22 protein-coding genes, 1 pseudogene and 1 riboswitch are annotated in these 23657 nt (G+C 69.6%); of the genes and pseudogenes, 15 read left to right on the plus strand and 8 right to left on the minus strand.

Translation table 11 applies throughout. The annotated features are described in order from the left end of the window. The first annotated feature begins 1657 nt into the window (after positions 1 to 1657). The 6 genes and pseudogenes from AB6N24_RS08880 to AB6N24_RS08905 all read left to right on the plus strand — a co-directional run bounded on the left by AB6N24_RS08880 (position 1658) and on the right by AB6N24_RS08905 (position 8992). On the plus strand, positions 1658 to 2473 hold the full coding sequence (locus tag AB6N24_RS08880; protein WP_412869039.1) for a DUF4062 domain-containing protein: 816 nt from the start codon (positions 1658 to 1660) through the stop codon (positions 2471 to 2473). Between the two features lie 193 nt (positions 2474 to 2666). After that, the gene (locus tag AB6N24_RS08885) at positions 2667 to 3665 is read left to right on the plus strand and encodes a hypothetical protein (RefSeq protein ID WP_412869040.1); all 999 of its coding nucleotides are present in this window, start codon (positions 2667 to 2669) and stop codon (positions 3663 to 3665) included. A 225-nt stretch (positions 3666 to 3890) separates the two neighbouring features. Then, positions 3891 to 5594: an SIR2 family protein gene (locus AB6N24_RS08890; RefSeq protein ID WP_412869041.1), complete on the plus strand. Its 1704-nt coding sequence runs from the start codon at positions 3891 to 3893 to the stop codon at positions 5592 to 5594. Positions 5595 to 5752: 158 nt separating this feature from the next. Next, positions 5753 to 6808, plus strand: coding sequence for a hypothetical protein (locus AB6N24_RS08895; RefSeq protein WP_412869042.1), 1056 nt, complete (start codon positions 5753 to 5755; stop codon positions 6806 to 6808). A gap of 85 nt (positions 6809 to 6893) precedes the next feature. After that, positions 6894 to 7973 carry a hypothetical protein gene (locus tag AB6N24_RS08900; RefSeq protein ID WP_412869043.1) on the plus strand — a complete coding sequence of 360 codons (1080 nt, stop codon included), beginning with the start codon at positions 6894 to 6896 and terminating at the stop codon, positions 7971 to 7973. 117 nt (positions 7974 to 8090) lie between these two features. Continuing rightward, positions 8091 to 8992 (plus strand): annotated as a pseudogene (locus tag AB6N24_RS08905) (IS5 family transposase). Here AB6N24_RS08905 and AB6N24_RS08910 read toward each other — a convergent pair. From AB6N24_RS08910 to AB6N24_RS08920, 3 genes are all read right to left on the minus strand, one after another. Further along, positions 8989 to 9522: a hypothetical protein gene (locus tag AB6N24_RS08910; protein WP_412869044.1), complete on the minus strand. Its 534-nt coding sequence runs from the start codon at positions 9520 to 9522 to the stop codon at positions 8989 to 8991. The pseudogene AB6N24_RS08905 and the gene AB6N24_RS08910 overlap by 4 nt on opposite strands. Before the next feature lie 450 nt (positions 9523 to 9972). Further along, positions 9973 to 10314, minus strand: coding sequence for a hypothetical protein (locus tag AB6N24_RS08915; protein WP_412869045.1), 342 nt, complete (start codon positions 10312 to 10314; stop codon positions 9973 to 9975). A 180-nt stretch (positions 10315 to 10494) separates the two neighbouring features. Then, a complete protein-coding gene (locus AB6N24_RS08920) occupies positions 10495 to 11073 on the minus strand; it encodes a TetR/AcrR family transcriptional regulator (RefSeq protein WP_412869046.1) in 579 nt (192 codons plus the stop codon). Positions 11074 to 11244: 171 nt separating this feature from the next. Between AB6N24_RS08920 and AB6N24_RS08925 the strand changes: the two genes are divergently transcribed. Both AB6N24_RS08925 and AB6N24_RS08930 read left to right on the plus strand, forming a co-directional pair. Beyond that, positions 11245 to 11373, plus strand: coding sequence for a hypothetical protein (locus tag AB6N24_RS08925; RefSeq protein WP_412869047.1), 129 nt, complete (start codon positions 11245 to 11247; stop codon positions 11371 to 11373). 2 nt (positions 11374 to 11375) lie between these two features. After that, positions 11376 to 11885: a DUF2269 domain-containing protein gene (locus AB6N24_RS08930; protein ID WP_412869048.1), complete on the plus strand. Its 510-nt coding sequence runs from the start codon at positions 11376 to 11378 to the stop codon at positions 11883 to 11885. An 11-nt stretch (positions 11886 to 11896) separates the two neighbouring features. Here the strand turns inward: AB6N24_RS08930 and AB6N24_RS08935 are convergent, their stop codons facing one another. Both AB6N24_RS08935 and AB6N24_RS08940 read right to left on the minus strand, forming a co-directional pair. After that, entirely contained in the window at positions 11897 to 12157 is a 261-nt protein-coding gene (locus tag AB6N24_RS08935; protein ID WP_412869049.1) for a hypothetical protein, read from the minus strand. A gap of 16 nt (positions 12158 to 12173) precedes the next feature. Then, a complete protein-coding gene (locus AB6N24_RS08940) occupies positions 12174 to 12830 on the minus strand; it encodes a C40 family peptidase (protein WP_412869050.1) in 657 nt (218 codons plus the stop codon). Positions 12831 to 12982: 152 nt separating this feature from the next. After that, a riboswitch (cyclic di-AMP (ydaO/yuaA leader) is annotated at positions 12983 to 13164 on the minus strand. Between the two features lie 214 nt (positions 13165 to 13378). Here AB6N24_RS08940 and AB6N24_RS08945 point away from each other — a divergent pair. The 5 genes from AB6N24_RS08945 (at position 13379) to AB6N24_RS08965 (ending at position 20172) form a co-directional block, all read left to right on the plus strand. Further along, positions 13379 to 15616, plus strand: coding sequence for a heavy metal translocating P-type ATPase (locus AB6N24_RS08945; protein ID WP_412869051.1), 2238 nt, complete (start codon positions 13379 to 13381; stop codon positions 15614 to 15616). A 174-nt stretch (positions 15617 to 15790) separates the two neighbouring features. Continuing rightward, a complete protein-coding gene (locus AB6N24_RS08950) occupies positions 15791 to 16705 on the plus strand; it encodes a F510_1955 family glycosylhydrolase (RefSeq protein ID WP_412869052.1) in 915 nt (304 codons plus the stop codon). 126 nt (positions 16706 to 16831) lie between these two features. Beyond that, positions 16832 to 17986 carry a YVTN family beta-propeller repeat protein gene (locus AB6N24_RS08955; RefSeq protein ID WP_412869053.1) on the plus strand — a complete coding sequence of 385 codons (1155 nt, stop codon included), beginning with the start codon at positions 16832 to 16834 and terminating at the stop codon, positions 17984 to 17986. A 210-nt stretch (positions 17987 to 18196) separates the two neighbouring features. Next, a complete protein-coding gene (locus AB6N24_RS08960) occupies positions 18197 to 18721 on the plus strand; it encodes a hypothetical protein (protein ID WP_412869054.1) in 525 nt (174 codons plus the stop codon). 20 nt (positions 18722 to 18741) lie between these two features. Further along, complete coding sequence (locus AB6N24_RS08965; protein WP_412869055.1) at positions 18742 to 20172, plus strand: 4Fe-4S binding protein; 1431 nt, start codon at positions 18742 to 18744, stop codon at positions 20170 to 20172. A 197-nt stretch (positions 20173 to 20369) separates the two neighbouring features. Here the strand turns inward: AB6N24_RS08965 and AB6N24_RS08970 are convergent, their stop codons facing one another. From AB6N24_RS08970 to AB6N24_RS08980, 3 genes are all read right to left on the minus strand, one after another. Next, positions 20370 to 21416: a sensor histidine kinase gene (locus tag AB6N24_RS08970; protein WP_412869069.1), complete on the minus strand. Its 1047-nt coding sequence runs from the start codon at positions 21414 to 21416 to the stop codon at positions 20370 to 20372. A 71-nt stretch (positions 21417 to 21487) separates the two neighbouring features. Then, positions 21488 to 22213, minus strand: coding sequence for a response regulator (locus AB6N24_RS08975; RefSeq protein ID WP_412869056.1), 726 nt, complete (start codon positions 22211 to 22213; stop codon positions 21488 to 21490). A 129-nt stretch (positions 22214 to 22342) separates the two neighbouring features. Beyond that, a complete protein-coding gene (locus tag AB6N24_RS08980) occupies positions 22343 to 22477 on the minus strand; it encodes a hypothetical protein (RefSeq protein WP_412869057.1) in 135 nt (44 codons plus the stop codon). 45 nt (positions 22478 to 22522) lie between these two features. Here AB6N24_RS08980 and AB6N24_RS08985 point away from each other — a divergent pair, with 45 nt between their 5' ends. Then, positions 22523 to 23140, plus strand: coding sequence for a DUF305 domain-containing protein (locus AB6N24_RS08985; RefSeq protein ID WP_412869058.1), 618 nt, complete (start codon positions 22523 to 22525; stop codon positions 23138 to 23140). A gap of 106 nt (positions 23141 to 23246) precedes the next feature. Next, on the plus strand, positions 23247 to 23645 hold the full coding sequence (locus AB6N24_RS08990; protein WP_412869059.1) for a hypothetical protein: 399 nt from the start codon (positions 23247 to 23249) through the stop codon (positions 23643 to 23645). Positions 23646 to 23657: the final 12 nt, after the last annotated feature.

Consider the following 23657-nt stretch of genomic DNA (forward strand, 5'->3'; position numbering starts at 1 on the left):
GCTGACGCACTCCCGCGATGACGCCGCCCGACGGTCCTGTGGCATCAGGTTGCGCCGCAGGCTGGTGGTACCCGCAGCGCGCAGAACCTTCCCCAGTCTGGACAAGGCCCTTGGCGCCGGGGTCAGCGTGAATGGGAAGGGCGGCCGCCGGGTCCCTCACGCGTTTCGGGCTGAGTTCTTACAGGTGGTGGTGGGGGCGGGGGAGGCGGCGTGGCACTGCGGTTCTGAGCCATTCGTTCCTTCTTTGCCGTTGATCTGGACTGTCGTTGCGGCGGGTGCACCGCGACTGCGTCCGCCGAATCAAAGTCAGGCTTCGCGGCCCTCGCCCCGCGGTGGGCGCTCGCGAGTGAACGTCTCGCGCTGAACGCTCACAGGAGGCGGCGGCGGCGGCGGAGGCGGGCCAGCAGACGTCTCTACGGGATTCTCAGCCATCACTTGCCGTCCCCGCGATAGACGGCGATGCCGTCGTCATCACTGGCCATCAGATCTTGAACCGCCACTGGAGGTGGCGGCGGGGGTGGCGGCGGGGGGGTCGGTGACGAGGCCATGAGTATCTCCGATCTGAGAGCGAACTGGGGGCTGGGATGGCGCTGGGTTCGGTGCGATGTCAGTGGTCGCGTTAAGTGTGGTGATGAGGACGACAGCGAGCGAGGTAAGGCCCGCCGCGAGCAACCAGACCGCGCTGGTCGTCCATCGGCCCCGGACGGTGGATAGATGCTGGGAAGCCAGCAGCGCCTGCCGTGGCGGCCCAGGCCGGCGTGTCCTGGCGCGTAGCCAGGCCGCAATCCGCTCCCGGTGCGTGGGCTCGGGCTGCGTGGGATTCGCGGCCAGCAGCATGTGTGCGAAGTGCTCTATATCCCCGTTCCAACCGCCATTATCAAGAAAATCGGACCATGCGTTGATGGTCTCTTGGGTGACCACCGTTGGGGTTCTTCGAGGAATCAGCGCCATCCCTGCGCAGACGGAACTGGCGACGATCAGGGCAGCGCTGGTGACAGTCGCCCACCAGGGGAGGCTGTACCGGCCGATGCCGTCCAGCACGTCTCCGCTGACGAGCAAACCAAGGAGCACTCCGTCGAACCCAATGAGCGCAACTGCGCTCTGCTGAAACGCTGCGCCCCGGCGCTGCTGCTGCTCGAGGAGCCAACGCGCCTGATCGAGGAACGCTGTGGCGCGCGGCAGGCTCTGGGCGTATGGATCATCCGACGAGGACGTAGGGGCAGGGTCAGCCGGTGGCGCGTTCCTGCGTCTGCGACTCACGACTCCAGTGTGCCGCGCCCCACCGACATGCGGTCGACGCCCTCCGCCCTGCCGCCCTGACTCATCGCTGCCCTCGATCCGGGTGGGTACAGCAACGTATCCTCAATCTTCCAAGCTATGGCTCGGTAGTCGGGGATGTGTGCGGCAGGCTCGTGCACCGCGTCTGGGGGCAGGTCCCCAAGGTGTAACCCGGGTGCCGTAGGCAGATGCCTGGACCTGGCGCGGCGAACCCTCCAGTAGAGGAGGGGGCTCCCAGAGGGACAAGTCTGGGTTTGAGTCGCCGCTCTCCCGTGAGAGTCCGCCCGTCATGGGTGAACTCTCACGGGAGGGCAAGCGCCGACCGACTCGGATGCCCGTCGATGGGCGAGGGAGGGACCCCTCCGGTTAATGTTCGCGCATGACCTTCCGCGCCACAGTCGCTCGCGTGTTGATTGCCTCGCCCGGGGACGCCCAGAGCGAGCGCGATCAAGTCGAGCAGACCATTCACCAATGGAACGCCGAACGCTCGCTAGCAAGTGGCATCATATTCATGCCTGTGCGATGGGAAACCGGCACCGTCCCGGTCCTGGAAGGTGATGGCCAATCGATCGTCAACAGACAGATTGTTGACGACGCGGACATAGTGATGGCCTTCTTCAAGTCTCGTATCGGAACCCTGACGCCGCGGGGCATCTCGGGCACGGCAGAAGAAATATTGCGCTCCGCGGACGCGTCGAAGCCGGTGCACGTCTGGTTCTCGAAAGCGCCGCATCCCACAGACGTCGACACGAGGCAGCTTGACGCTCTGCGCTCCTTCGAAAAGAGTCTTCAGGACCGAGGACTGCTGGGGCGGTACGAGAGCCCGGAAGCCCTCGCGCACCATGTGAGGGGCGCGCTTGAGCACGACATCGCGAGGATTGCAGCCCTCGGGCGTGGCGACACTCACCAACCGACGATCTCCACGCGCCGCTCCGGCCCGAGCACGGCCGATCACCATGCAGAGGCGCTTCGGGCCGAAATCGAGATCCTGACGGGCAACGCTGCAGCGCAGGGGTGGACCACCGGAAAATCCTCAACCACGACTTTGCGGTTTGAGAGCCCGAAAGGACGAAAGTTTAGTCGCTCGGTCGCAGGAGACCCCGGCTCGGCGCGTCAAGAGCTGCGGCGCTTTGAGCGCGAACTGAGGTCCTTTGGTCTGCGCGTTAACCGCACCGTTCGAGTGCCGGAGCGGTGACAGGCGACCGTGGCGGTCCGGACGCTCGGGCGGATCGCGCCACACGGTCGATCAGACCCCAGGCCGTGCGGCAACGCCTCATCACCGGCGGGCGTGACATTGAGCGCTTGTCGCGGGCGGCGGGGCACTCAGCGGGACGTCGACACGGCGCGCAGTGGGCGCAAGGGCACTCCGTCGGGCCTATCCTGATTCGGTGACGCACCGAGATCGCGGCGAGGATCCTCGTTCGTTGCCAGCGTTCGAGTTTGAACACCTGGTCGCAAGAGTCGCCCCGCACCTACTGGACACTTCGAGCATTGTCCGAGAGCCGCGACTGGCTGATGGCGCACAGCCTGATCTCGTTGCCCGACTGCCGGATGGCGGCCGGGTCATTATCGAAGCGAAGGCGGTGACTCCTGGCACGCCACGACGAGTGCGAGAAGCCGCGAATCAACTTTCGTATTATGCAGAGCAGCTGCGACAGGCGGAGCAACTTGATCGAGCACCGCTCTTGATTCTAGCCGTTCCAGGCACGCTTGCCCCCCATCTACAGCAATCCCTTCGCCAACGCGGAATCGATCTGTGGGACGGAGCACTTCTTGCGCGCGCTCTGCGCCGCTTAGGACTTCGCGCAGAGGCCGAACGGCTTGCACAGCCAAGAGAAGACCAACTACTATCGGTACGCGAGCCCGCAGAGGAACTGTCTGCCAGATTGAGGCGGGTAGAATGTGGGCGAGCAAACTGGGCGACCTACCAGCGCCTATGCGGAGATATCCTGTCGTTCTTGTTCTGCCCACCGCTGGAGCAGCCTATAAGCGAGAGCGCAAACGAGTCCAAGATCAACAGGCGCGACTTCGTGATACCGAATTATGTGAGCGATGGTTTTTGGGGCTTCATGCGCGACAAGTACGCCGCCGAGTATATCGTCGTGGATGCGAAGAACTATTGCAAGGGAATCGAAAAGGATCAGGTCCTTCAGATAGCTAATTATCTGAATCGTCATGGCGCAGGACTCTTCGGCGTGATTATCTCGCGCGGACCGAGCCGCTCCAGCGCCGAGCTAACCCGGCGGGAACAGTGGATATTGCATAGTAAGTTAATCTTGACGCTGACGGATGACGACTTGCAGCAAATGCTCTCCAATAAGCAGGCCGGCGCCGACGCCACGGATGTAGTGCGTCAGAAGATTGAGGACTTCCGCCTCGGCTTTTGAGTGCGCCGTTGAGCACCGCACCTTTGACCCGGCGAGGACTACACGGCAGCTAGCCCCAGAGCCGTTCGGGACGATCGGATGTCATAACGTCGATTATCGGCGCGGCGCACGCCCATGATGGTTGGCGGCCTCGCATGTACCTCCGAGTCCCCGGTTCACATCTTGCGTCGTCGAAACGAGGCTCGCGAGGTCGACACCGACACCCGCATGTGGAGATGATCGTCTATGACCGAGCCGCGACCTCGCCCACGACTTCGTCTCGACGTGCCGGACGACCTCGTATCCGCAGTGCATGACCGCAGAGTGATTCCGTTTGTTGGCGCAGGGTTCTCAGCGGGCCTGGGCATGCCCGATTGGGAGTCTCTACTCCGAGGCTTGGCGGAGGAAGTCGACTCCGGGCTCGACTTTGATCAGATCAAGACGATGGCAAACGGCGACTACCTCCAGATAGCCGAGTTCTTATACATCAAGTCCGATAAGCGGATCGGCCCTTTGCGCCATGTCATCGAGGGAATGCTCGGACGCACCCCGCCCCCCACATCATCCTCATGTCACACGGAGCTGGTGAATCTGGGTGCGCCTCAAATTTACACCACCAACTACGACGACCTGATCGAGCAAAGTTACCGCGCGTTGGGCGTACCCACATCAGTCGTAGCCCTCCCCAAAGATGTCGCCAATTCCGGGAGCGACCGAGTTCAGATCGTTAAGTACCACGGTGACCTTCGCCACGAGAACACGCTGGTGCTAACTGAATCCGCATATTACCGCCGCCTAGATCTCGAGTCACCGATGGACCTTAAGTTTCGGTCGGACATACTCGGACGAAGCGTGCTATTCATGGGATACAGTTTTCGAGATGTAAACATCCGGTTGATCTGGTTCAAACTAATGCAGATGATGCAGGACATCCCGCCTGACGATCGTCGCGCGTCATACATCGTAAAGACTTCCCCTAACCCCGTCCAGGATGCGCTGTTTCGCGATGTCGGACTTACTCCCATCACGCTAGATCCTCGTGGGGAGTTCAACACGGAGGACCGAACCAAGCTGCTTGCCGATTTTCTTCTCGAGTTGGCGACGCGCGCAGGAGGGGATTCGATCCCAGGCACAGGCGACCCGATGTTCGCGTCCACGGCGCTACTAGCACGCATCCCGAAACGCGTCCAGCGAGCACCTGCGCTAGGCGACTATTTGCCCGAGAACATAGTTTTAAGCGGCGGCGGCGGCTTCGGGGAGATCATGACCGCGTCGAGACGCTTCCTGGAACGACGGTTGCCGGCATCAGTTAGAGACGACGCGGGTGAGCGATTCCAGAGCGTCCTGAATGCAGCAACTCTCAGTTCCACCATGGTCCCCAGCCTAATTGACAAGATCGTACTTTTCGGCCCGTCCGATGCTTTGACAACCTGGACCTGCAACGTCATGCGGGGAGGAAATAGTCGAAATCACGCCATACGCGATGCGCTCTACTCGAGCGCATTCACACCTTGGTCGATACTCTGGGGCGGAAAGTTGTCTGCGGATGCCGCGGCCGAGTTGATCAAGGCGCTACAGAAGGAGATCAAGTGGACAGCTAGAGGTAACGCCGATGAAGATCTGGTGTTCCTGGCCGACTTGGTCACACGAATCCGCGAAGGCCATGTATGCGACACTGACGATGACCTCACCGCAGCCGCCGTTACCGCTTTGCAATCCGCGTCCGAGATCTACCCCGCACTAGGATCGCTAGCGGTGGAGGGCGATGCCCGGCCGTCGGTGTCTGAAGCACTCGAGCAAGTTGGCAACAGGGTCGCTCATCTGGCCTCGTCGAACGGACCCGTCGATTCTGAACGTTTTTTTACGATCGATGATCTTGACTTAGAGTTTGATTTTGGCATCTTCGGCGAAGAGCCCACAGGCGGCGAAGGAAGTCGCGCTGACGAATAGTCGACCGATCACCGCGCTTCAAACCACGGGCTCTTCCGGGGGCGCGCCGTTCGATCGAACGCAAACGGTCACGCAAAGCATGTCATAAGGTCCATTATCGGCGCCGCACGTCGAGCGCGACCCTCATGTTCGGGTGCGCAGCGACCGAGTGAGTCCAAGTGGACTTCTACCGCCTGTCGCCCGAGCGGGCGGCGGAGTTCTGCGCCCATGTGGGGGCGCGGGAGCCGTATCTGCTGCGGCAACTGGCGTCATGGCTGGATCAGACCGGCGGCCCGTTGGACGCGATGGATGCGTCTGTCGACTCGCTAGTCCCGCTGTGGGAGTGGTACTGCGACCTGATCAGCGCTGACTTCCTCGGCCTGACTGAAGGTCTGATGCCGTCGACGCTCCCGAAGCTGTTCGGTCCAGGCCTCCCCGAGGACCTGGAGCGCGCGCGCAGTGCATGGGTGGTCGCCGACCGGCTGGTCCACTATGCGCGCCTGGTCTTGGCTCGGCTCGTGCAGGGCGCTCGCTGGGCCGTCTGCCACATGCCACCCGACCACCGGCATCAGAGCCCGAGCGTCGTCCTGCCCGGATGGAAGGCGCCGAAACGACTCAAGGGCGACTGGCCGGTCGCTTTCTTCGACGTCGTGGGCGCGTTCGCTCTCGCCGCGACCACCGACGAAGCACGGAAGGACGCGCTGCGCACGATCATCGTCCGCGACTGTCCTCCCGAGCTGGTCGCCGTTCACCAAAGCCCTGAGCCCTCGGTCCTGCGCCCGTACTTGACCGCGGACCTGCCCCCGATGCCCGGGCACGCCCGGGTCACCCCGGCGCTGGCGTGGCTCGACGACCCCGCGCCCGGCCCGGAACCGGCGTTCTCCGCCGAAGAGGAGGACTGGGAGGACCTTGTCCTGGCCAAGGGGCCCGCGCTCGGGCTCGAGGACGAGCCGTGGCTGCTCACCTCGCTGCCGGCCGACCGCGTCGCCGCTGCACTGAAGGCGGGCGGCTTCATGCGCGTCACCGCGGCGGGCCTGCTGCGGGAGGAGGAACTGGAGCACCCGGGCGGAATCGCCCAGATGGCGACCCTGGTCAGCGACGGCGCCCTGCGCGCGGTGTACATCGAGCCCATCGATCCCACACCGCAGAGTTGGGAACGGCTCGTTGCGCCGCTGCGGATGCTCGCCGCCGAGCTTGGCGCGAACCTCGTACCGCACTCCGACTACCCCGACTGACGTGAGAACAGACCTGCTAGGCGCTGGCGGTGTACGTCTAGGCGCCTCACGTGTCCGGCTACGTACTCCATTTACCGAGGTGAGCATGGTTTTCTTCGATAGCTTGTCGCCGGCGCAGGCAGCGCAGTTCTGCGAGCACGTGGTTGCACGCGAGCCATACCTGCTACGGGAGCTGGCGTCCTGGCTGGAGCAGACCGGTGGGCCACTGGAGGCGATGGACGCGTCGGTCGACTCCCTGGTCCCACTGTGGGAGTGGTACCTGAACCTTGCGGGAGAGGGCTTCCTCGGGCTGACCGACGGTCTCGTGCCGTCGAGCGTGCCGAGCCTGGCCGCGCCCGATCCCGGCGACCATGCCGCCGAGCAGGCACGCCGCGGCTGGGTGGTCGCCGACCGTCTGGTGCACTACGCGCGGCTGGTCCTGACCCGGTTGGTCCCGGGCGCCTACTGGGGCGTCTGCCACGACCCGGGAGTCTCCAACTACCACCAGGTCCCGAGCGTCTTCCTGCCGGGCTGGCCCGACCCCGCACGCCCGGGCGGGGACTGGCCGTCCGTCTACTTCCACGTCGTGGGTACATTCGCAGTCGTCGACGTGAAGTACAACGAGATCCAGCGCGACAGGCTGCGCAAGATCGTGCTCCAGTTCTGCCCCGAACGGCTCCCGGTGCCGGCACGACAAGACCCTCACCCCTCGGTGCTGCGCCCGTACCTGACGATGGACCTGCCGCCGATCCCGGACATCGCGCGAGTCACCCCCGCGCTGGCCTGGCTCAACGAGCCATCCTCTGCACCCGAGCCCCCGGCCGACACGGCCTTCTCCGAGGAGGACGACTGGGAGGACCTGGTCCTAGCCAAGGGCCCCGTCCTCGGTCTGGAGGACGAGCCGGGGCTGCTGACCCCGCTGCCCGCCGACCGCGTCGCGGCCGCCCTGACCGCAGGCGGCTTCACCGACCTCGACGCCCCGGCCCTTATGGGAGGAGCGGAGTTCGAGCACCCCGACGACGTCGCCCAGGTGGCGACCCTGGTCCACGACGGCGCCCTGCGCGCGGTGTACATCGAGCCCATCAACCCCAGCAGGGAGTCGTGGGAGCGGCTCATCGCCCCGCTGCAGATGCTCGCCGGCAAGCTCGGCGCCAACCTCGTCCCGCAGAACGAGTACCCCGACTGACGCAGCAGAGCTCATCCGCGACGCGTGGGCCAAACGAGGCACCGACGTTCGAGGCTCCAGCGGGCGCTTAGGGCGCGTCTCCCAACCTCTGCTAAAGCGGGCGGGGATGCTGGCAGGGTGTCTCGTCGTGTGGTGTTGACCGATGCTCAGTGGGAGCGGATCGCTCCGTTGCTGCCCTCGGACGTGGGCAAGCCTGGCCGGCGGTTCCGGGATCACCGGCAGGTGGTCGAGGGCATCGTCTACCGGTATCGCACCGGCGTCGCGTGGCGCGATCTGCCGCCGGATTTCGGTCCGTGGCAGACGGTCTGGAAGCGACATGCCCGGTTCTCCAGGGACGGGACCTGGGACAACGTCCTGACCCGGCTGCTCGCCCAGGCCGACGCGGCCGGCGACATCGACTGGGCGGTAAGCATCGACTCCACGATCAACCGAACCCATCAGCACGCCGCGACCCTGCCCCGCACCACAGGGGGACGCCGCGAATCACAGGAATCAGATATCCGAGCCCGCTGACCACGCGATCGGCCGGTCCCGCGGGGGGGCTGTCCACGAAGATCCACCACGCCGTCGACGGACGCGGCCGGCCGCTGGTCGTCATGGTCGGGCCAGGGCAGGGCGGGGACGCACCGATGTGCCTGCCGGTGATCGACGCGATCCGAGTCCCGCGCCTCGGTCCGGGCCGTCCGCGAACACGCCCCGACTCGGTGCTGGCGGACAAGGCGTACTCCTCGCGGGCGATCCGCGCCGAGCTACGCCGTCGCGGGATCGTCGCGGTCATCCCCGAACCGCGTGATCAGCAAGGACACCGCAAGCGACGCGGCTCCCGCGGCGGGCGACCGGTCGCCTACGACCCTGTGGCCTACCGCGCCCGCAACGTCGTCGAACGGTCGTTCAATGCCCTCAAGCACTGGCGCGGGCTGGCCACCCGCTACGACAAGCTCGCCCTGACCTACCGCGGCGGCGCCGTCCTGGCCGCAGTCCTCGCCTGGCTGCGCGCGCCATGGAGAAGCACGCCTTAGCGCGGTCGCCCCCGTGCGCGGGTCACCGCTGCCCGCAGTCGCTCCCCCAGCGAGGCCGAGGTCTCACTCGCGTGCTGGAGCCGATCCGCCTCGGTCGCCGGCTCGGTGGCGATCTTCACGCCGCGGTAATGGATCCACACCTCGCCTTCCGGCCACAGCAGCAGACGGCGCGCGGTGGCGCCGCTGGCGAGAAGCTCGAGCTCTGAACCCCGCACTTCCACACCTGGGTCTGTGAGTCGCAACGCGTCCCAGTCAGCCTCGGGCAGCACCTCGGCGCCGGAGTACGTGAGGGTGACGAACTCGTAACCGGCGTCCCGATCACCGACGAGGAGCTTCCACTCGAAGCTGTCGCCCACGCGGGTGTATCCGTGGACCTGCGCATCGTGGAGGTTCAGACCGAGCAGCGCCACTGTCGAGGGATCCGCGACGTCCCGGATCTGTCTGACATGAAGTTGATAGTCCCTGTCGACAGCCGCGGCTTGTTCATCAGCCATCCGTCCGTCGTGCCAGTCATGGCTGAACCACCGCATGCCCGCAAGTCTCCCAGGAGAGGCTCAGAGCAGCGCAGACCCCTCACTGCCCAAGGCGACGACCCCAACCTCCCACGCTCCGCTCCGCGCCGTTGAGAGACACGTCCTAGCAGTCAAACCGCCACGTAGTCATAAGAATCATTATCGGCGGTTCGGCAGCCTGACCGACTGGGCACCGCGACGTCACCCGCGTGCGCGGGCCCGGAGTGCTGCAGTCACCCGTCGCAGCAGCGCACCTGCCTTGGTGAACTGAAGTTGCCGAAGAGCGGCGCCTGGCCCGGCGCGGCGTGCGGCGTACATTGCGCATCCGGCACAGATGAACACTCCCGCCGTGCTGCCCAGTTCGACGACGTCCCGGCGCTCAAAGCGCCGCCCGCAGCATCCGCAGCGCTCGTGGGTGGCGTCGGTAGTGGTTTCGGCTGTGGTCATCGCGCTCTTCCTCTCGCGCCGTCAGGGCACCGGTGGCCCGCCTGCCCCGTCCACGCCGGTCGCGGCCCGGACGGCTTCACGCAGTAGAGCGATGTCGGGAACTCCTGCGGTTCCCGTCGAAGTCCGATAGATCCGGCATGCCAGTGCCGGGGTCGCTCTGGGTGGAGCGAATGGGTCGCGCCCGTTCAGGAGGATGGTGGGCGAGCCGGTGAACGCGAGCTCGGCTGCCTCCTCGCGCGTGGTGACCAGCCGGGTCTGGACCGCGACGTCCGGTAATCCGACGTCGTCGAGTGCTTGTCGCGCCAGGGCGACCGCCGCATCCCCGTTCGGGCAGTCCTCCACGATCAGCACGCGTACGTCCATGTGTTCATGATGCGCCCACGCTGTGCGGCTCGTCCCTCGAGCGCGCCGCGCGCGTTCACCCGCGGGTCTACGGGCAGGGCACTGAGGTAGCGCCTCGCCGACCTGCAGCCGACGCGCTGTGGGGTGGAGCGAAGGCGCGCGCCCGACGGGCAGAGCGGAACGTCGGTCTCGTCGGGTTCCCTAGCTTCCGGCAGCACGCGGCCGAAGGGCGTCCATCACTAAGTCGGTGATCACCCTTCGAGCGTCGGGTGCCGTGGCCTGGCGCGCCGCGCCGAGCGCATGAACGCAGTAGATGGCGAGCACGTCGACGTCGACGTCGACGCGAACTCGGCCTCGGCGGCTCTCTTCTCCGAGCAGGTCACGAAGGAGCGCGTGCAGTTCGTGCTGAGCCTCGGCGACGTACCCCTCGAAGTGCAGTCCGGCCGTGGCCGGCTCCTCGCTGTGCGCCGACGACAGACTGGCGTACGCCTCAAGCACGGCGCGCAGGGCGTGATCGGAATCCGTGGAGTGGGCGCGGACGTGGCGCAGATGCTCCAGGTGGCTGCGCACCTGGCGCTCGTGCCACGCGAGCAGGAGCTCGCGGGTGTCCGCGAAGTACCGGTAGAGCGTGCCTCTGCCAATCCCGGCCCGCTCGGCGACCGCCGACATGGTCAGGCCGGTCGGACCAGCGTCCGTGTAGATGGCGCCGACGGCGTCGAGCACGGACTCGCGCACGGCGTGGCGGTGGGCGTCGACCGAGTCGCGCCAGAGCAGCGGCATGCCCCCACCGTACCCACCCGAGTGACAGGGCGTCTGCCATGTGACACTGTGTTCCATAAAGCCGACCGAGGAGCTCTCGTGGACACCACACCGGATCGACCGTCCTCCCCATCAGCCGACCACGTCCGGACGGAGCGCCCGCGGGCACCGCGTTGGGTGAAGGTCCTGGCCATGCTCGGCGCCATGGTGGCGGCGTTGGTGGTGATCGCCCTGCTGGTCGGCGGCGAGCACGGCCCGCAGCGCCATGGGGCGGCTGGCGCCGAGGCGGGTCCGACCGTCGATTCGGGGGCGCGGGGGTGAGGATGTCGCCAGGGCTGCGCAAGGGAGCGCTGTGCCTGCACATCACGTCCTCGGTCGGGTGGACCGGGGCGGTGCTGACGTTCCTGGGGCTGTCCGTGGTGGCGATCACCGCACGGGAGGACGCGACGGTGCGCGCGATGTACGTCGCGATGGATGCGCTGGCGTGGACGGTGCTCGTGCCGCTGGCGCTCGCCTCACTGGCGACAGGGCTGGTGCAGTCGCTGGGCACGGTGTGGGGGCTCGTGCGGCACTACTGGGTGGTGACCAAGTTGGTGCTCACCGTGGTGGCCACATTCGTGCTGGTGCTCTACACCCAGACCCTCGCCACGCTGGCCGAGGTCGCGACGGACACCTCGAGCGGCGAGCTCGACGCGCTGCGCTCGGTCTCACCGGTGGTGCACGTGGTCCTCGCGCTGGTAGTGCTGCTGGGCGCGACGGTCTTGTCGGTGTTCAAGCCCAAGGGCCTGACGGCCCGCGGGTGGCGGCTGCAGCAGCGCACGCGGGCCGCCTGACCCCGGCGGGGCTAGGTCTCGCGGGCCGCGGGGTCGACGGCTTCGGCGCTGTGCTGCAGCTTCGTCCCGGGTTCGACGCCGGCTTCCTCGAGCCGCCAGATGAGCTCACCGATGGTGCGTTGCACCTCGCGCCACTGGGCTTCGGGGTGCGTGGCGCCGCCGTCGACGGCGCGGTGGGCGTCGAAGGACGTCAGGTACGCCTTCAGCCCGGCGCCCAGCAGCATGAGCTCACGCCCGGTGAGGGTGACCTGGTGCGGTGCGTCGTTGTCCACCGGGCCACCTACCGGGTCAGCCGACGCGGATGAAGGTGGGGTTGGTCTGCCAGATCTCGCGGATCTGGATCGTCTTGCCCGGGCGGGGGGCGTCGACCTGCATGTTGTCGCCGGCGTAGATCGAGATGTGCCCCGGGGACCAGATGAGGTCGCCCGGCTGGGCCTCGGCGCGGGAGACGACCGTGCCGGCGCCGCGCTGGGCGGAGGACGTGCGCGGGAGGGTGATGCCGACCTGGGCGTACACGTAGGACGTGAACCCCGAGCAGTCGAAGCCCTCGGGGGTGCTGCCGCCGGACAGGTAGGGCACCCCGACGTAGCGGGCCGCGATCTCGACGATCGCGTTGCCGTTCGCCGACGCGGGCGCCGCAGCGCCGATCGGCTCCGCCTCGGCGGCAGGGGCCTCCTGCGCGGCGGGCTCGGCTGCCGCGGCGCGGGCCGCGCTGCGCGAGGCAGGCGCCGGCGCGGGCTCGGGCGCTTCCTCGACGACGGGCGGCGGGGCGACCGCGGTCAGCGTCGGTGCGTCGAAGCCCCAGACGGCGTCGGGGGCGGCGGCCACGACCGGGGAGGTGTGCACCAGCGCGTGCGCGGAGGCAGTCAGCGCAGCGGTGTTGACGCCGGCGACGCTGGCGGCGTGGGTACCGGACCCGTGCGCGGATGCGGGCACAGCCACCATCGAGAGGAGCAGACCGGACCCGGCGGCGGCGACGGCCGAGCGGCGACCAGCGGTGGCCAGGCCCGCGCTGGTCGCGGTGGCGAGGTCGTCGAGAGAGGTCGTGGGGCGACCCGGTGAACGGCGACGGCCGCGGGTGGCGCTCGAAGGCATGGTGAACCTCTCCAGACGCCTACGAGGTGAGCTGTCGGGTTCGGGCTGGAGAACGCCCGGCCGGTCACGTTCGACCGGCTTCACCCCAAGGACACCGCACGGATGCCCACAAGTGGGTCCCCCGCTCCTGCCAGCAGGACTGGAACTGACCGCGGGTGGTGGCAGGACTCGGCGATCCACCTCAGGCCGCCCCAGGAGGGTGGGGCGGGTCGATCCTAGGTGCCCCCTCGCGCGAATGTCACGGCGAGATCACGCTGGGAGGGCCACACGCCGCACCACGTGCTGGTCACCGCGACATGACCGCCCGAGCGGGAATGCCCACGCACCGGGACACGTTGTGCGCTGGTATACCCCCCAGGGGTATCCGTAGCGGGTAGGTCGTCGAGGAGGGCCGGATCATGAGCACGTCGCATCCCGAGCACCACACCACCCCGCCAGGTGCCGAGCACACCGGCCACCACGGCACGCCGGCGAGGGTGACCCCGGGCCCGGAGCCGACGGCTCACGGTGAGCACCACCCGGTGCACGCCCAGCACCACCCTGACCACGGCGCGCACGGCCACACCGACACCGCCCACGCCGAGCACGATCACCAGGGGGCGGCGCCGGCGGGTGGCCACGAGCATGGGCACGGTGGCCATGGTGGGCACGGGGACCACGTCGGGCAGTTCCGGCGGCTGTTCTGGCTGACGCTCGTACTGGCGGTCCCGACGGTGCTGGCCAGTGAGATGTTCGCGGCGCTCCTGGGGTACTCCCTGCCGGACGCACCCGCGATCGCGTGGATCTCACCGGTGCTCGGCACGATCATCTATTTCGTCGGCGGGCGACCTTTCCTGGTCGGGGCGGTCAGCGAGCTGCGGGCACGCAAGCCCGCGATGATGCTGCTCATCGGCATGGCCATCACGGTGGCGTTCGTCGCGTCCTGGGGCTCGAGCCTGGGGGTGCTGTCCCACGAGCTCGACTTCTGGTGGGAGCTCGCGCTGCTGGTGGTCATCATGCTGCTCGGGCACTGGGTCGAGATGCGGTCCCTGGCCCAGACGTCCTCCGCGCTGGACTCCCTGGCCGCGCTGCTGCCCGACGAGGCCGAGCGCGTCGACGGAGACACCATCACGGTCGTCGCCCCCGCGGACCTGCGCCTGGGGGACGTGGTGATTGTGCGCCCCGGTGGACGGGTGCCTGCCGACGGGGTCGTGGTCGACGGGTCCGCCGACGTCGACGAGTCGATGATCACCGGGGAGTCCCGCCCGGTCCGGCGCGGCGCAGGTGACCACGTCGTGGCCGGGACCGTCGCCACGGACTCCGCGATCCGGGTCCGCATCGACGCCGTCGGGGACGACACCGCCCTGGCCGGCATCCGCCGCCTGGTCGAGCAGGCCCAGTCCTCCTCCACCCGCGCCCAGCGCCTGGCCGACACCGCCGCCGGGTGGCTGTTCTGGTTCGCGCTCGGCTCCGCCGCCCTCACGCTCGCCGCGTGGCTGACGTGGGGCACCCCGGAGACGGCGTGGATCCGGGTCATCACCGTCCTGGTGATCGCCTGCCCCCACGCCCTGGGCCTGGCGATCCCGCTGGTGGTCTCCATCGCCACCGAACGCGCCGCCCGCGGCGGGGTGCTCGTGAAGGACCGCATGGCCCTGGAGCAGATGCGCACCGTCGACACCGTCCTGTTCGACAAGACCGGCACCCTGACCAAGGGTGAGCCCGCCCTGACCCACATCGCCGTCACGGGCACCCGCACCCAGGACGAGGTCCTCGCCCTGGCCGCGGGCGCCGAGGCCGACAGCGAGCACCCGCTCGCCCGCGCCATCACCGCCGCCGCCACCGCCCGCTCCCTGCCGGCGCTTCGGGCCAGTGAGTTCCGGGCCAGCACCGCGGTCGGGGTCCGCGCCGCCGTCGACGGGCACGACGTCGCCGTCGGTGGGCCCCGAATGCTCGCCGAGCACCACGCGGACCCGCTGCCCGAGACCCAGGCGTGGGCCGAGCAGGGCGCGATCGTCCTGCACGTGCTGATCGACGGGCAGGTCGCCGGGGCACTCGCCCTGGCCGACGAGATCCGCCCCGAGTCCCGTCAGGCGGTCGACGCCCTGCACGCCCTGGGTGTGCACGTGGTGATGATCACCGGGGACGCCGAGCCGGTCGCCCGCGCGGTCGCCGCCGAGATCGGGGTCGACCAGGTGTTCGCCGGGGTCCGCCCGGAGAACAAGAGCGAGAAGGTCGCCGAGCTTCAGGCCCAGGGCCGGCGCGTGGCGATGGTCGGGGACGGCGTGAACGACGCCCCGGCGCTGGCCCAGGCCGACGTCGGCATCGCGATCGGCGCCGGCACCGACGTGGCGATCGCCTCCGCCGGGGTGATCCTGGCCAGCGACGACCCCCGCTCGGTGCTGTCCGTGATCGAGCTGTCCCGCGCGTCCTACCGCAAGATGCAGCAGAACCTGTCCTGGGCCGCCGGGTACAACCTCATCGCGGTGCCCCTCGCGGCCGGTGTGCTCGCACCCGTCGGGTTCGTGATGCCGATGGCGATCGGGGCGATTCTGATGTCCGTCTCGACGGTCGTGGTGGCGCTCAACGCCCAACTCCTGCGCCGCCTGGACCTGCGGCCCGAGGCCAGCGCGCAGGCAGTGCTCTCCCGCCGCGGCTGACCCCGCCGCCCCGGGCGGCGGGACGGCTTCATCGAACCTTGATGCAACGACAGCCTCGCCCGGGCATCCCCCGGGCGAGGCTGGTCGGGTGGGCGTGCCCACCGCACGCTCGTTGCCTGATGCCTCGCCCGGGACACCTGTCCCGGGCGGGGCACCTCGACGTTGGGAGACCTCATGAACCGCGCTCGACGGCGCCTCACCGCGACCGTGATCGCCTTCGGTGTGACCCTGGCGGTCGCCGCTTGCTCGGACGGCACCGGCCCGGCCACCGCGCCGACCGACCAGGCGACCACCGCCTCCGACGGGCACGCCCACGCCCATCCGGACGAGACCGACAGCGCCGGCCTGCCGGGGGCGCACACGCACGGGGTGGGGATCAACCCGGCCGACGACCTGGTCTACCTGGCCACGCACGAAGGGCTGTTCCGTTACGACGAGACGGGCCCGACGCGGGTGGGGCCGGTGATCGACCTGATGGGCTTCACCGTCGCCGGGCCGGACCACTTCTACGCCTCGGGTCATCCGGGGGCCGGGACGGACCTGCCGAACCCGGTGGGGCTGATCGAGTCCACCGACGCCGGCGAGACCTGGACCGCCCTGTCGCGGGAGGGCGAGTCGGACTTCCACGCCATGACCGCCTCGGACGCGGGGGTCGTGGCGTTCGACGGCGCAGCCCTGCAGGCCACGAGCGACGGGGTGAGCTGGGGTGACCTGGCCGTCCCGGTGCCGCCGTTCGCGATGGACGTCTCACCCGACGGGAGCACGATCGTGGTCACCAGCCAGGAGGGCCCGGTCCGTTTAACCGACGCCGGCGCGAGCTGGGACCGGCTCGAGGAGGCTCCGCTGCTCCAGGTCGTCGACTGGGCGGACCCCTCGACCGTCGTCGGGTTGACCCCAGACGGGGACGTCACGCTCTCCGAGGACGCCGGCGCGACCTGGGCGCCGGCCGCGACCCTCCCGGGACCGCCGCAGGCCGTGGCGGCGCACCGCGCCCCCGACGGGACGTTGCGCGTGGTGGCCGTCACGCAGGACACCGTCCTGGAGTCGGTTGACCTCGCGGCCGGGTTCGAGCCTTTGCCCGGCGCCTGACCGGGTTTGACCCAGGGTGCGGCAGGAAATCAACAGGATCTTCATCCGACGACCAGCCGGCGCGCGGGGTTCGCGCCGAAGAGTCAGGGGCGAGACCTTCCCGCCCTGAACGCCTGGAGCCTGCCCATGTGGACCCCGACCCGCCGCCCGATCCTGCTCACCGTCGCCGCTGCGAGCACCCTGCTGCTGCTCGCGGCGTGCAGCACCGGCGCCACTCGCCCCACTGCGGGCGACACCGCCCCGACGCCGTCAGCCGAGACGCCGGCGCCGACCGGGGTGACCGGCACGGTGTGGGTCGCCAATGAGGGCGAGGGGACGCTGACCGCGATCGACGCCGACTCCGGTCAGGTGTTGACCACGGTGACCGGGATCCCCAGCCCGCACAACGTGCAGGCCAGCCCGGACGGATCCACCGTCTGGGCGGTCAGCGGGCACAACAACGCCCTCGTCGCCCTCGATGCCGAGAGCTACGAGCTGCGCGGGACCGCGGCTACCGGGACCAGCCCCGCACACGTGGTGCTGACGCCCGACGGGTCGTCGGTCTATGTGACCAACTCCGGCGAGGACTCCCTCGACCGGTACGACGCCGCCACCCTCACCCCGACCGGCACCCTGGACCTCAGCCCCGGCCCGCACGGCCAGCGCCCCAGCGGCGACGGCACCGTCCTGGTGGTCGCCGGCACGGCCGCCGGGACCATCGACGTGGTCGACCCCGCCACCCTCACCCGCACCGCGACCATCCCGGTCGGGGACTCCCCGGTGCAGGTCGCCGTGTCGAACGACGCCCGCACCGCGTACGTGAGCCTGGCCGGGACCAGCACGGTCGCGAAGGTCGACCTGACCACCCAGGCGGTCGTCGCGACGGTCGACGTGCCGTCCCCACCGGTCCAACTGTTCCTCACCCCGGACGGGACCAGCCTGCTCTCGGCCGACCAGGGCACCCCCGACGCGCCCGGCGACACCGTGACGGTCATCGACGTCGCGACCATGGACGTGCGGGCGACCATCGCGACCGGGTCGGGCCCGCACGGGGTGGTCATCGACCCCAGCGGGGAGGTGGCGTGGGTGACCAACCTCTACGACGACACCGTCTCGGTGCTGGACCTCGCCACGAACACCGTCGCGGCCACCATCCCGGTCGGTGACCTGCCCAACGGGATCTCCTTCACCCCGCGCACCGGCGCGCGCCCGGCCGCTGCCCCGGCCTTGACCGTCCCGGACTACGCCACCGGAGCAGGCATCGAGGACTCCGGCACCCACAGCGACGACCACCACGGCTGACCCCAGCCGCAGGCGCACAGACCACCGCTCCGCCCGCCCCACCGGCGACGGGTGCGGTCGTGGCGCGCCGTCGTCGTGGGCACCGGTACGCGGTCGGGCGCCTCGTCGATGAAGTTTCGATGGAGGTCACCCCGAGGGACCTAGAGGTCCCATGTGCCCGGGCCGGGCCGCGACGACAGTGCACTCAGACACCTTCGTCAGGAGCTCCGCATGCATCCCGTACTAGTCCGGCTGCCGGTCGCCGTGGCTCTCGCCCTGCCGCTGGTCGGCGCATTCACCCTCGCGCTCCCGGCGCCTGCTGCCGCGGACGCCGTGCACCAGGACACCGCCGAGCACGACGCCGAGTCGCACGACCACGCCGCGCGGCCGAGCACCAGCCCGGCAGCAGACGAGCCCACGCTCGACCCGGCGCCCCGGGGCCAGGTTCTTCCCGGGGTGGAGCCCGACGCCCACGCTGACGCCGGTGCGGGGTTGGCGCACGAGGGGGGCCACGACTCCGGCAGTGGCTCTTACGAGGCGCCGGCAGACACCGGTGGCGCGGACGGGCACGACGAGACAGCCGGGGAGCACGCCGAGCAGGGCGCGGCGCCCGTTACCCGGCCGCGGACCGCGGTGCTGTCCACGTTCGCCGGGGTCAACGCATCGGTGCTGATCGCTGCCGCGGTGCTGCGCCGCCGTGACCGCACCCGGCCCCGCCACCGTCCCCGCCCGGCCGGCGCCCCGACCACCGCCTGACCGCCCCGAAGGACACGACGATGACCACACTGACCCCGCCCCCGGCCCCGCCCGAGGCAGCCGCCGACCCGGACGTGACGCCCGGTCCGGACCTGACCCCACCCCCGGTCGGGCGGAACCTGATGACGATCCCGTGGGTCGCCCGGTCCTTGCGGTCCGGCTGGTACCCGAAGATCTTCCAGATCCCGGTCGCCGCCGTCTTCGGGCTGGTCGCCTACCAACTGCTCGCCGGCCCCGACCGCGCCCACGACAACGCGGGCACCGCGCTGATGTGGGTGCTGTGGTGGCCGGTCATCCCGATCGTGTTCGTGCTGCTCGGCCGGTTCTGGTGCGCGGTGTGCCCGTTCGGGGCCTTGTCCGACGCGGTGCAAAAGCTCGTCGGGGTCAACCGGCCCGTGCCCAACTTCCTGAAGAACTACGGCATCTGGATCATCGACGCCTCGTTCCTGGCCATCACGTGGGCCGACCACGTCTGGGGCGTCGTGGAGTCCCCGTGGGGCTCCGGAGTGCTCCTGCTGTTGCTGACCACCGCGGTGATCGCCTCCGGTGCCCTGTTCCAGCGGCGCACGTTCTGCCGGTACCTGTGCTTCCTCGGCGGGCTGTCCGGCAACTACGCCCGCACCGGCATGGTCGAGCTGCGCGCCGACAGCGCGATCTGCAAGACCTGCAAGTCCCGCGCCGTCTGCTACAACGGCAACGACAAGGTCGCCGGGTGCCCGCTGTTCACGTTCCCCCGCACCATGGAGGACTCGGCGAACTGCAACCTGTGCGCCAACTGCATCAAGTCCTGCCCCAACGACGCGATCCAGGTCCGGGTGCGCAAGCCGACCAGCGAGCTGTGGTTCATCACCAAGCCGAAGATCGAGCAGTCGATGCTCGCCATGGCAATCATGGGCATCGTCTTGATCCAGAACATCACCATGCTCGAGGTCTGGAACGGCTTCCTCGCCCGCATCGAGGCCCTCACGGGGATCACCAGCTACGCCGTGATCTTCACCGTCGCGTTCGCCGTCGCGGTGTCCGTCCCCGTCGGCCTCCTCGCCCTGGCCTCACGCATCGCGGCCCGGCGGAACCTCGAGGACACGAAGCTCAACTTCGCGCGGTTCGGGTACGCCCTCATCCCGCTCGACGTCGCCGGACACCTCGCGCACAACCTCTTCCACCTGCTCGCCGAGGGCGGCTCGGTCTACTACACGGTCGCCAACCTGTTCGGCGCCGGCGTCAGCGGTGACCCGGCACTCGTGAGCACCGGCACCATCCAGGTGCTGCAGTTCGCCCTCCTCGCCCTGGGCATCGCCGGGTCCGTCTACACCGCGAAGCGCATCGCCTACCGCCGGTACCGCACCGCCGCCCGCCGCCGCGCCACGCTCACCCCGTACGTCGCGATCATCGCCCTGCTCGGGGCGATCAACGTGTGGATGTTCCTGCTGCCCATGGCCCACCGCATGTGACCGCCGTCGTGTCACCAGGGAGCAGACAAGGGGACGACTGGGGAGGGTGGTGCGCGATGGGTGCATGGGTCGTCGGCGTGGTGGCGTTAGTGGTGCTGGTGGTGGCCGTGGCCGTGTGGGCGGTGACCCGGCTGTTCCCCTCGACCCCCGCGCCCGGCCACTCGAGCGCTCCCGCATCGCGTGAGGTGCGGGAGTGATCAGGTCGCGGGCAGGGTGAGGGTGAAGGTGCTCCCAGCGCCCGGACCGGCGCTGGCGGCGGTGATGGTGCCGCCGTGGGCGTGCACGAGCGCCTGGCAGATCGCCAGCCCGATCCCAGACCCGCCCCGGGCGCGGTCGCGGGCGGTGTCGGCGCGGTAGAACCGCTCGAACACGTGCGGCAGGTGCTCCCCGGCGATTCCCTCACCGGTGTCCGTGACGCTGATCCGCACCCCCGCGGAGGGCGACGCGGCGGCGGTGAGGGTGACCGTTCCGCCGGCGGGGGTGTGCCGCAGCGCGTTGGCCACGAGGTTGTCCAGCACCTGCGCCAGGCGCAGCCGGTCGACCACCACCGCCGGCAGCCCGGCAGCGACGTCCTGGGTCAGCTCGACTCCCCGTGCAGTGGCGCGCTCCCGCGCCGCGCTGAGCGCAGCGGTGACCAGCTCACCGGGGTCGGTGGGGCGAAGGTCCAGCGCCAGGTCCCCGCTCTCGGCCCGGGTCACGGCCGCCAGGTCCTCCGACAGGCGGGTCAGGCGCGTGGCCTGGTCCCGCAGCAGGGTGACCGTGGCCGGGTCGAGGGCTTGCAGGCCGTCCTCGAGCGCCTCGAGGTAGGCGGTGATCGTCGCGACGGGGGTGCGGACCTCGTGGGCGACGTCCGCGAGCAGGCGCCCACGCAGACGCTCCCCGTCCTGCAGCCGGGTGGCCATCCGGTTGAACGACGCGGCGAGGTCGTCGAACTCCCGGCCCATGCCAGGGGGCGCGACCCGGGAGTCGTAGCGGCCCGCGCCCAGGGCCGATGCCGCGGAGGACAGCGCCGCCAGGGACCGCCCGATACGGCGGGTCAGCACCACCGAGACCGCCAAGGACGCGGCACCGGCGCCGGCCAGGGCGAACGCCAGAGCCAGGGTGCTGGCGGAGCGGAACGCCTGCTCCGCGTGCAGGACCGCCTCGTCGTGGTCGCTCAGCCCGGCCTGGAGCATGTGCTCGTGGAAGACCGCAGGGCCGACCAGCCACGCGACGGCCCAGGCGGTGATCGCCCCGACCACCATGACCAGCACGATGCCTGCCAGCAGACGCCCCGCCAGCCCCCACCGCGACGGCCCACCCCACGCGGCGGTGGTCACTGGCCCGGCCCGATCCGGTACCCGACACCGCGCACGGTCCGGATGAACCGCTGCGCCTCGGCGCTGTCCCCGAGCTTCTGGCGGACGTGCAGCACGTGCACGTCGACCAGGTGCTCGTCCCCGACCCAGCCCGGGCCCCACACCGCCTCGATCAGCGCAGGGCGGCTGAACACCATCCCCGGCCGGGCGGCCAACGCGGCCAGCACGTCGAACTCCGTGCGGGTCAGCGCCACGGGCTCCCCGTCGACGTGGACCTCGCGGGCCGCCGCGTCCAGCGTCAGCGACCCGACGGTCGTGACCGTGGCGGCCGGTGACGGGTCCGTCGCGGCCGGGGCCCGGCGGGGCCGGCGCAGCAGGACACCGACCCGGGCCATGAGCTCGCGTGGGCTGAACGGCTTGGTCATGTAGTCGTCCGCACCGACCGACAGCCCGATCAGGGTGTCGACCTCCTCGGCCCGCGCGGTGAGCATGAGCACGTAGCAGTCGGAGAACGTGCGCAGCTGGCGGCACACCTCGACCCCGTCCACGCCCGGCAGCCCGAGGTCCAGGATCACGACGTCCGGGTCGACCTCCCGCAGCACCTCCAAGGCGCGCGCACCGTCGAAGCACACGTGCACCTCGAACCCGTCCCGCTCCAGGTACCCGGCCACCAGCCGCGCCAGGGGCTCCTCGTCATCGACCACGACCGCGCGCCGGCCTACCGGGATGCTCACGCGCCCCATTGTGTGCCGCGCTCCCTCACGGCTCGGCGTGCGGTCGGCGGCTTCATCAAACCTTGATCGAACGACGATCCCGGGTTCAGGCCCACCCGGCAGGCTCGAGAGTGCCGCCTGCCACGCCCAGGCACCCCGTCACCACCCCGAGGAGAACGCCATGAGCTGCTGCCAGGACACCACGACCCCCACCGTCGAGGCACCAGCCGCGCAGGCGTCGACGTGCTGCTCCACCGAAGCGGCACCCACCACCAGCCAGGACAGCTGCTGCACCACCAGCACGCCGGCCTGACCGGCCCCACCACCCTGGGAGATCCCATGCACCACACCCGACGACGCCTCACCGCTGCCGCGGCCGCTCTGACCCTGGCCGCGACCCTGGCCGCGTGCTCCGGTCAGACTGACCCCGGCGGTACCGAGCCGGCCGAGCAGGAGACGACCGCAAGCGAGACTGCTGACGCGGCGGCGCACAACGAGGCCGACACCGAGTTCGCGCAGATGATGATCGCCCACCATCAGGGCGCCATCGAGATGGCCCAGATGGCTGTCGAGAAGGCCACCAACCCCGAGGTCAAGGCCCTGGCCGAGCAGATCGAAGCGGCTCAGGACCCCGAGATCGAGCAGATGACCGGGTGGCTCGAGGCGTGGGGCGAGGAGACCACCGCGATGGACCACGGCGGCATGGACCACGGCGGCATGCAGATGGACGGCATGGACCAGGAGCAGGCCATGTCCGAGCTCGCCAGCCTGGAAGGGGCCGCGTTCGACCAGCGGTTCCTCGAGCTCATGACCGCCCACCACGAGGGGGCCGTGGCCATGTCCGAGCAGCAGCTCGAGGAGGGCGAGAACGCTGACGCCCTGCAGCTCGCTCGCAAGATCATCGACGACCAGACCGTCGAGATCACCGAGATGCAGAACCTGCTGGCTGCCAGCTGACGCCGGGTCGAGGCCGGTCGCTCCGTCACTCGGGCGACCGGCCTCGCACTGCGCCTGGTGAAGCGTGAGGGCGGAGCTCGCAGTGCATCCAGGTAGCGTTCCCGGGGTGTCCGACAGCTCCACGCACCCGTCAGCGCGCCGAACGCGGCCCGGCCTGACGGCGTGCAGCCTGTGCGCCGGGGAGACCCTGGGCACCAGTGACCCGCTCGAGGGTGGCCAGCTTGCCCGGCTGCGCGCGCTGCACGAGCGCGGCGTCGCGGACCTGACCTTGTCGGAGTGCCTGGACGAGTGCGAACGCGGAGACGTGGTCGTCGCCCGCCCCAGCCCCGCTGGGCGTCGCCTGGCCGGGCGGCCGGTCTGGTTCGAACGCCTCGCCGGCGACGCACTCACCGAGGAGCTTGCGGGCTGGCTCGAGGGCGGCGGTCCGGGCTGCGCAACCCCACCAGCCGCCCTCACGCCCCACCAGATCGCCCGCTCCACGCCTGCCGACATCTCCGACCATTAGGCCGACGAGCGA

This window comes from Cellulomonas jepli (assembly GCF_047229345.1).
Lineage (GTDB): Bacteria > Actinomycetota > Actinomycetes > Actinomycetales > Cellulomonadaceae > Cellulomonas_A.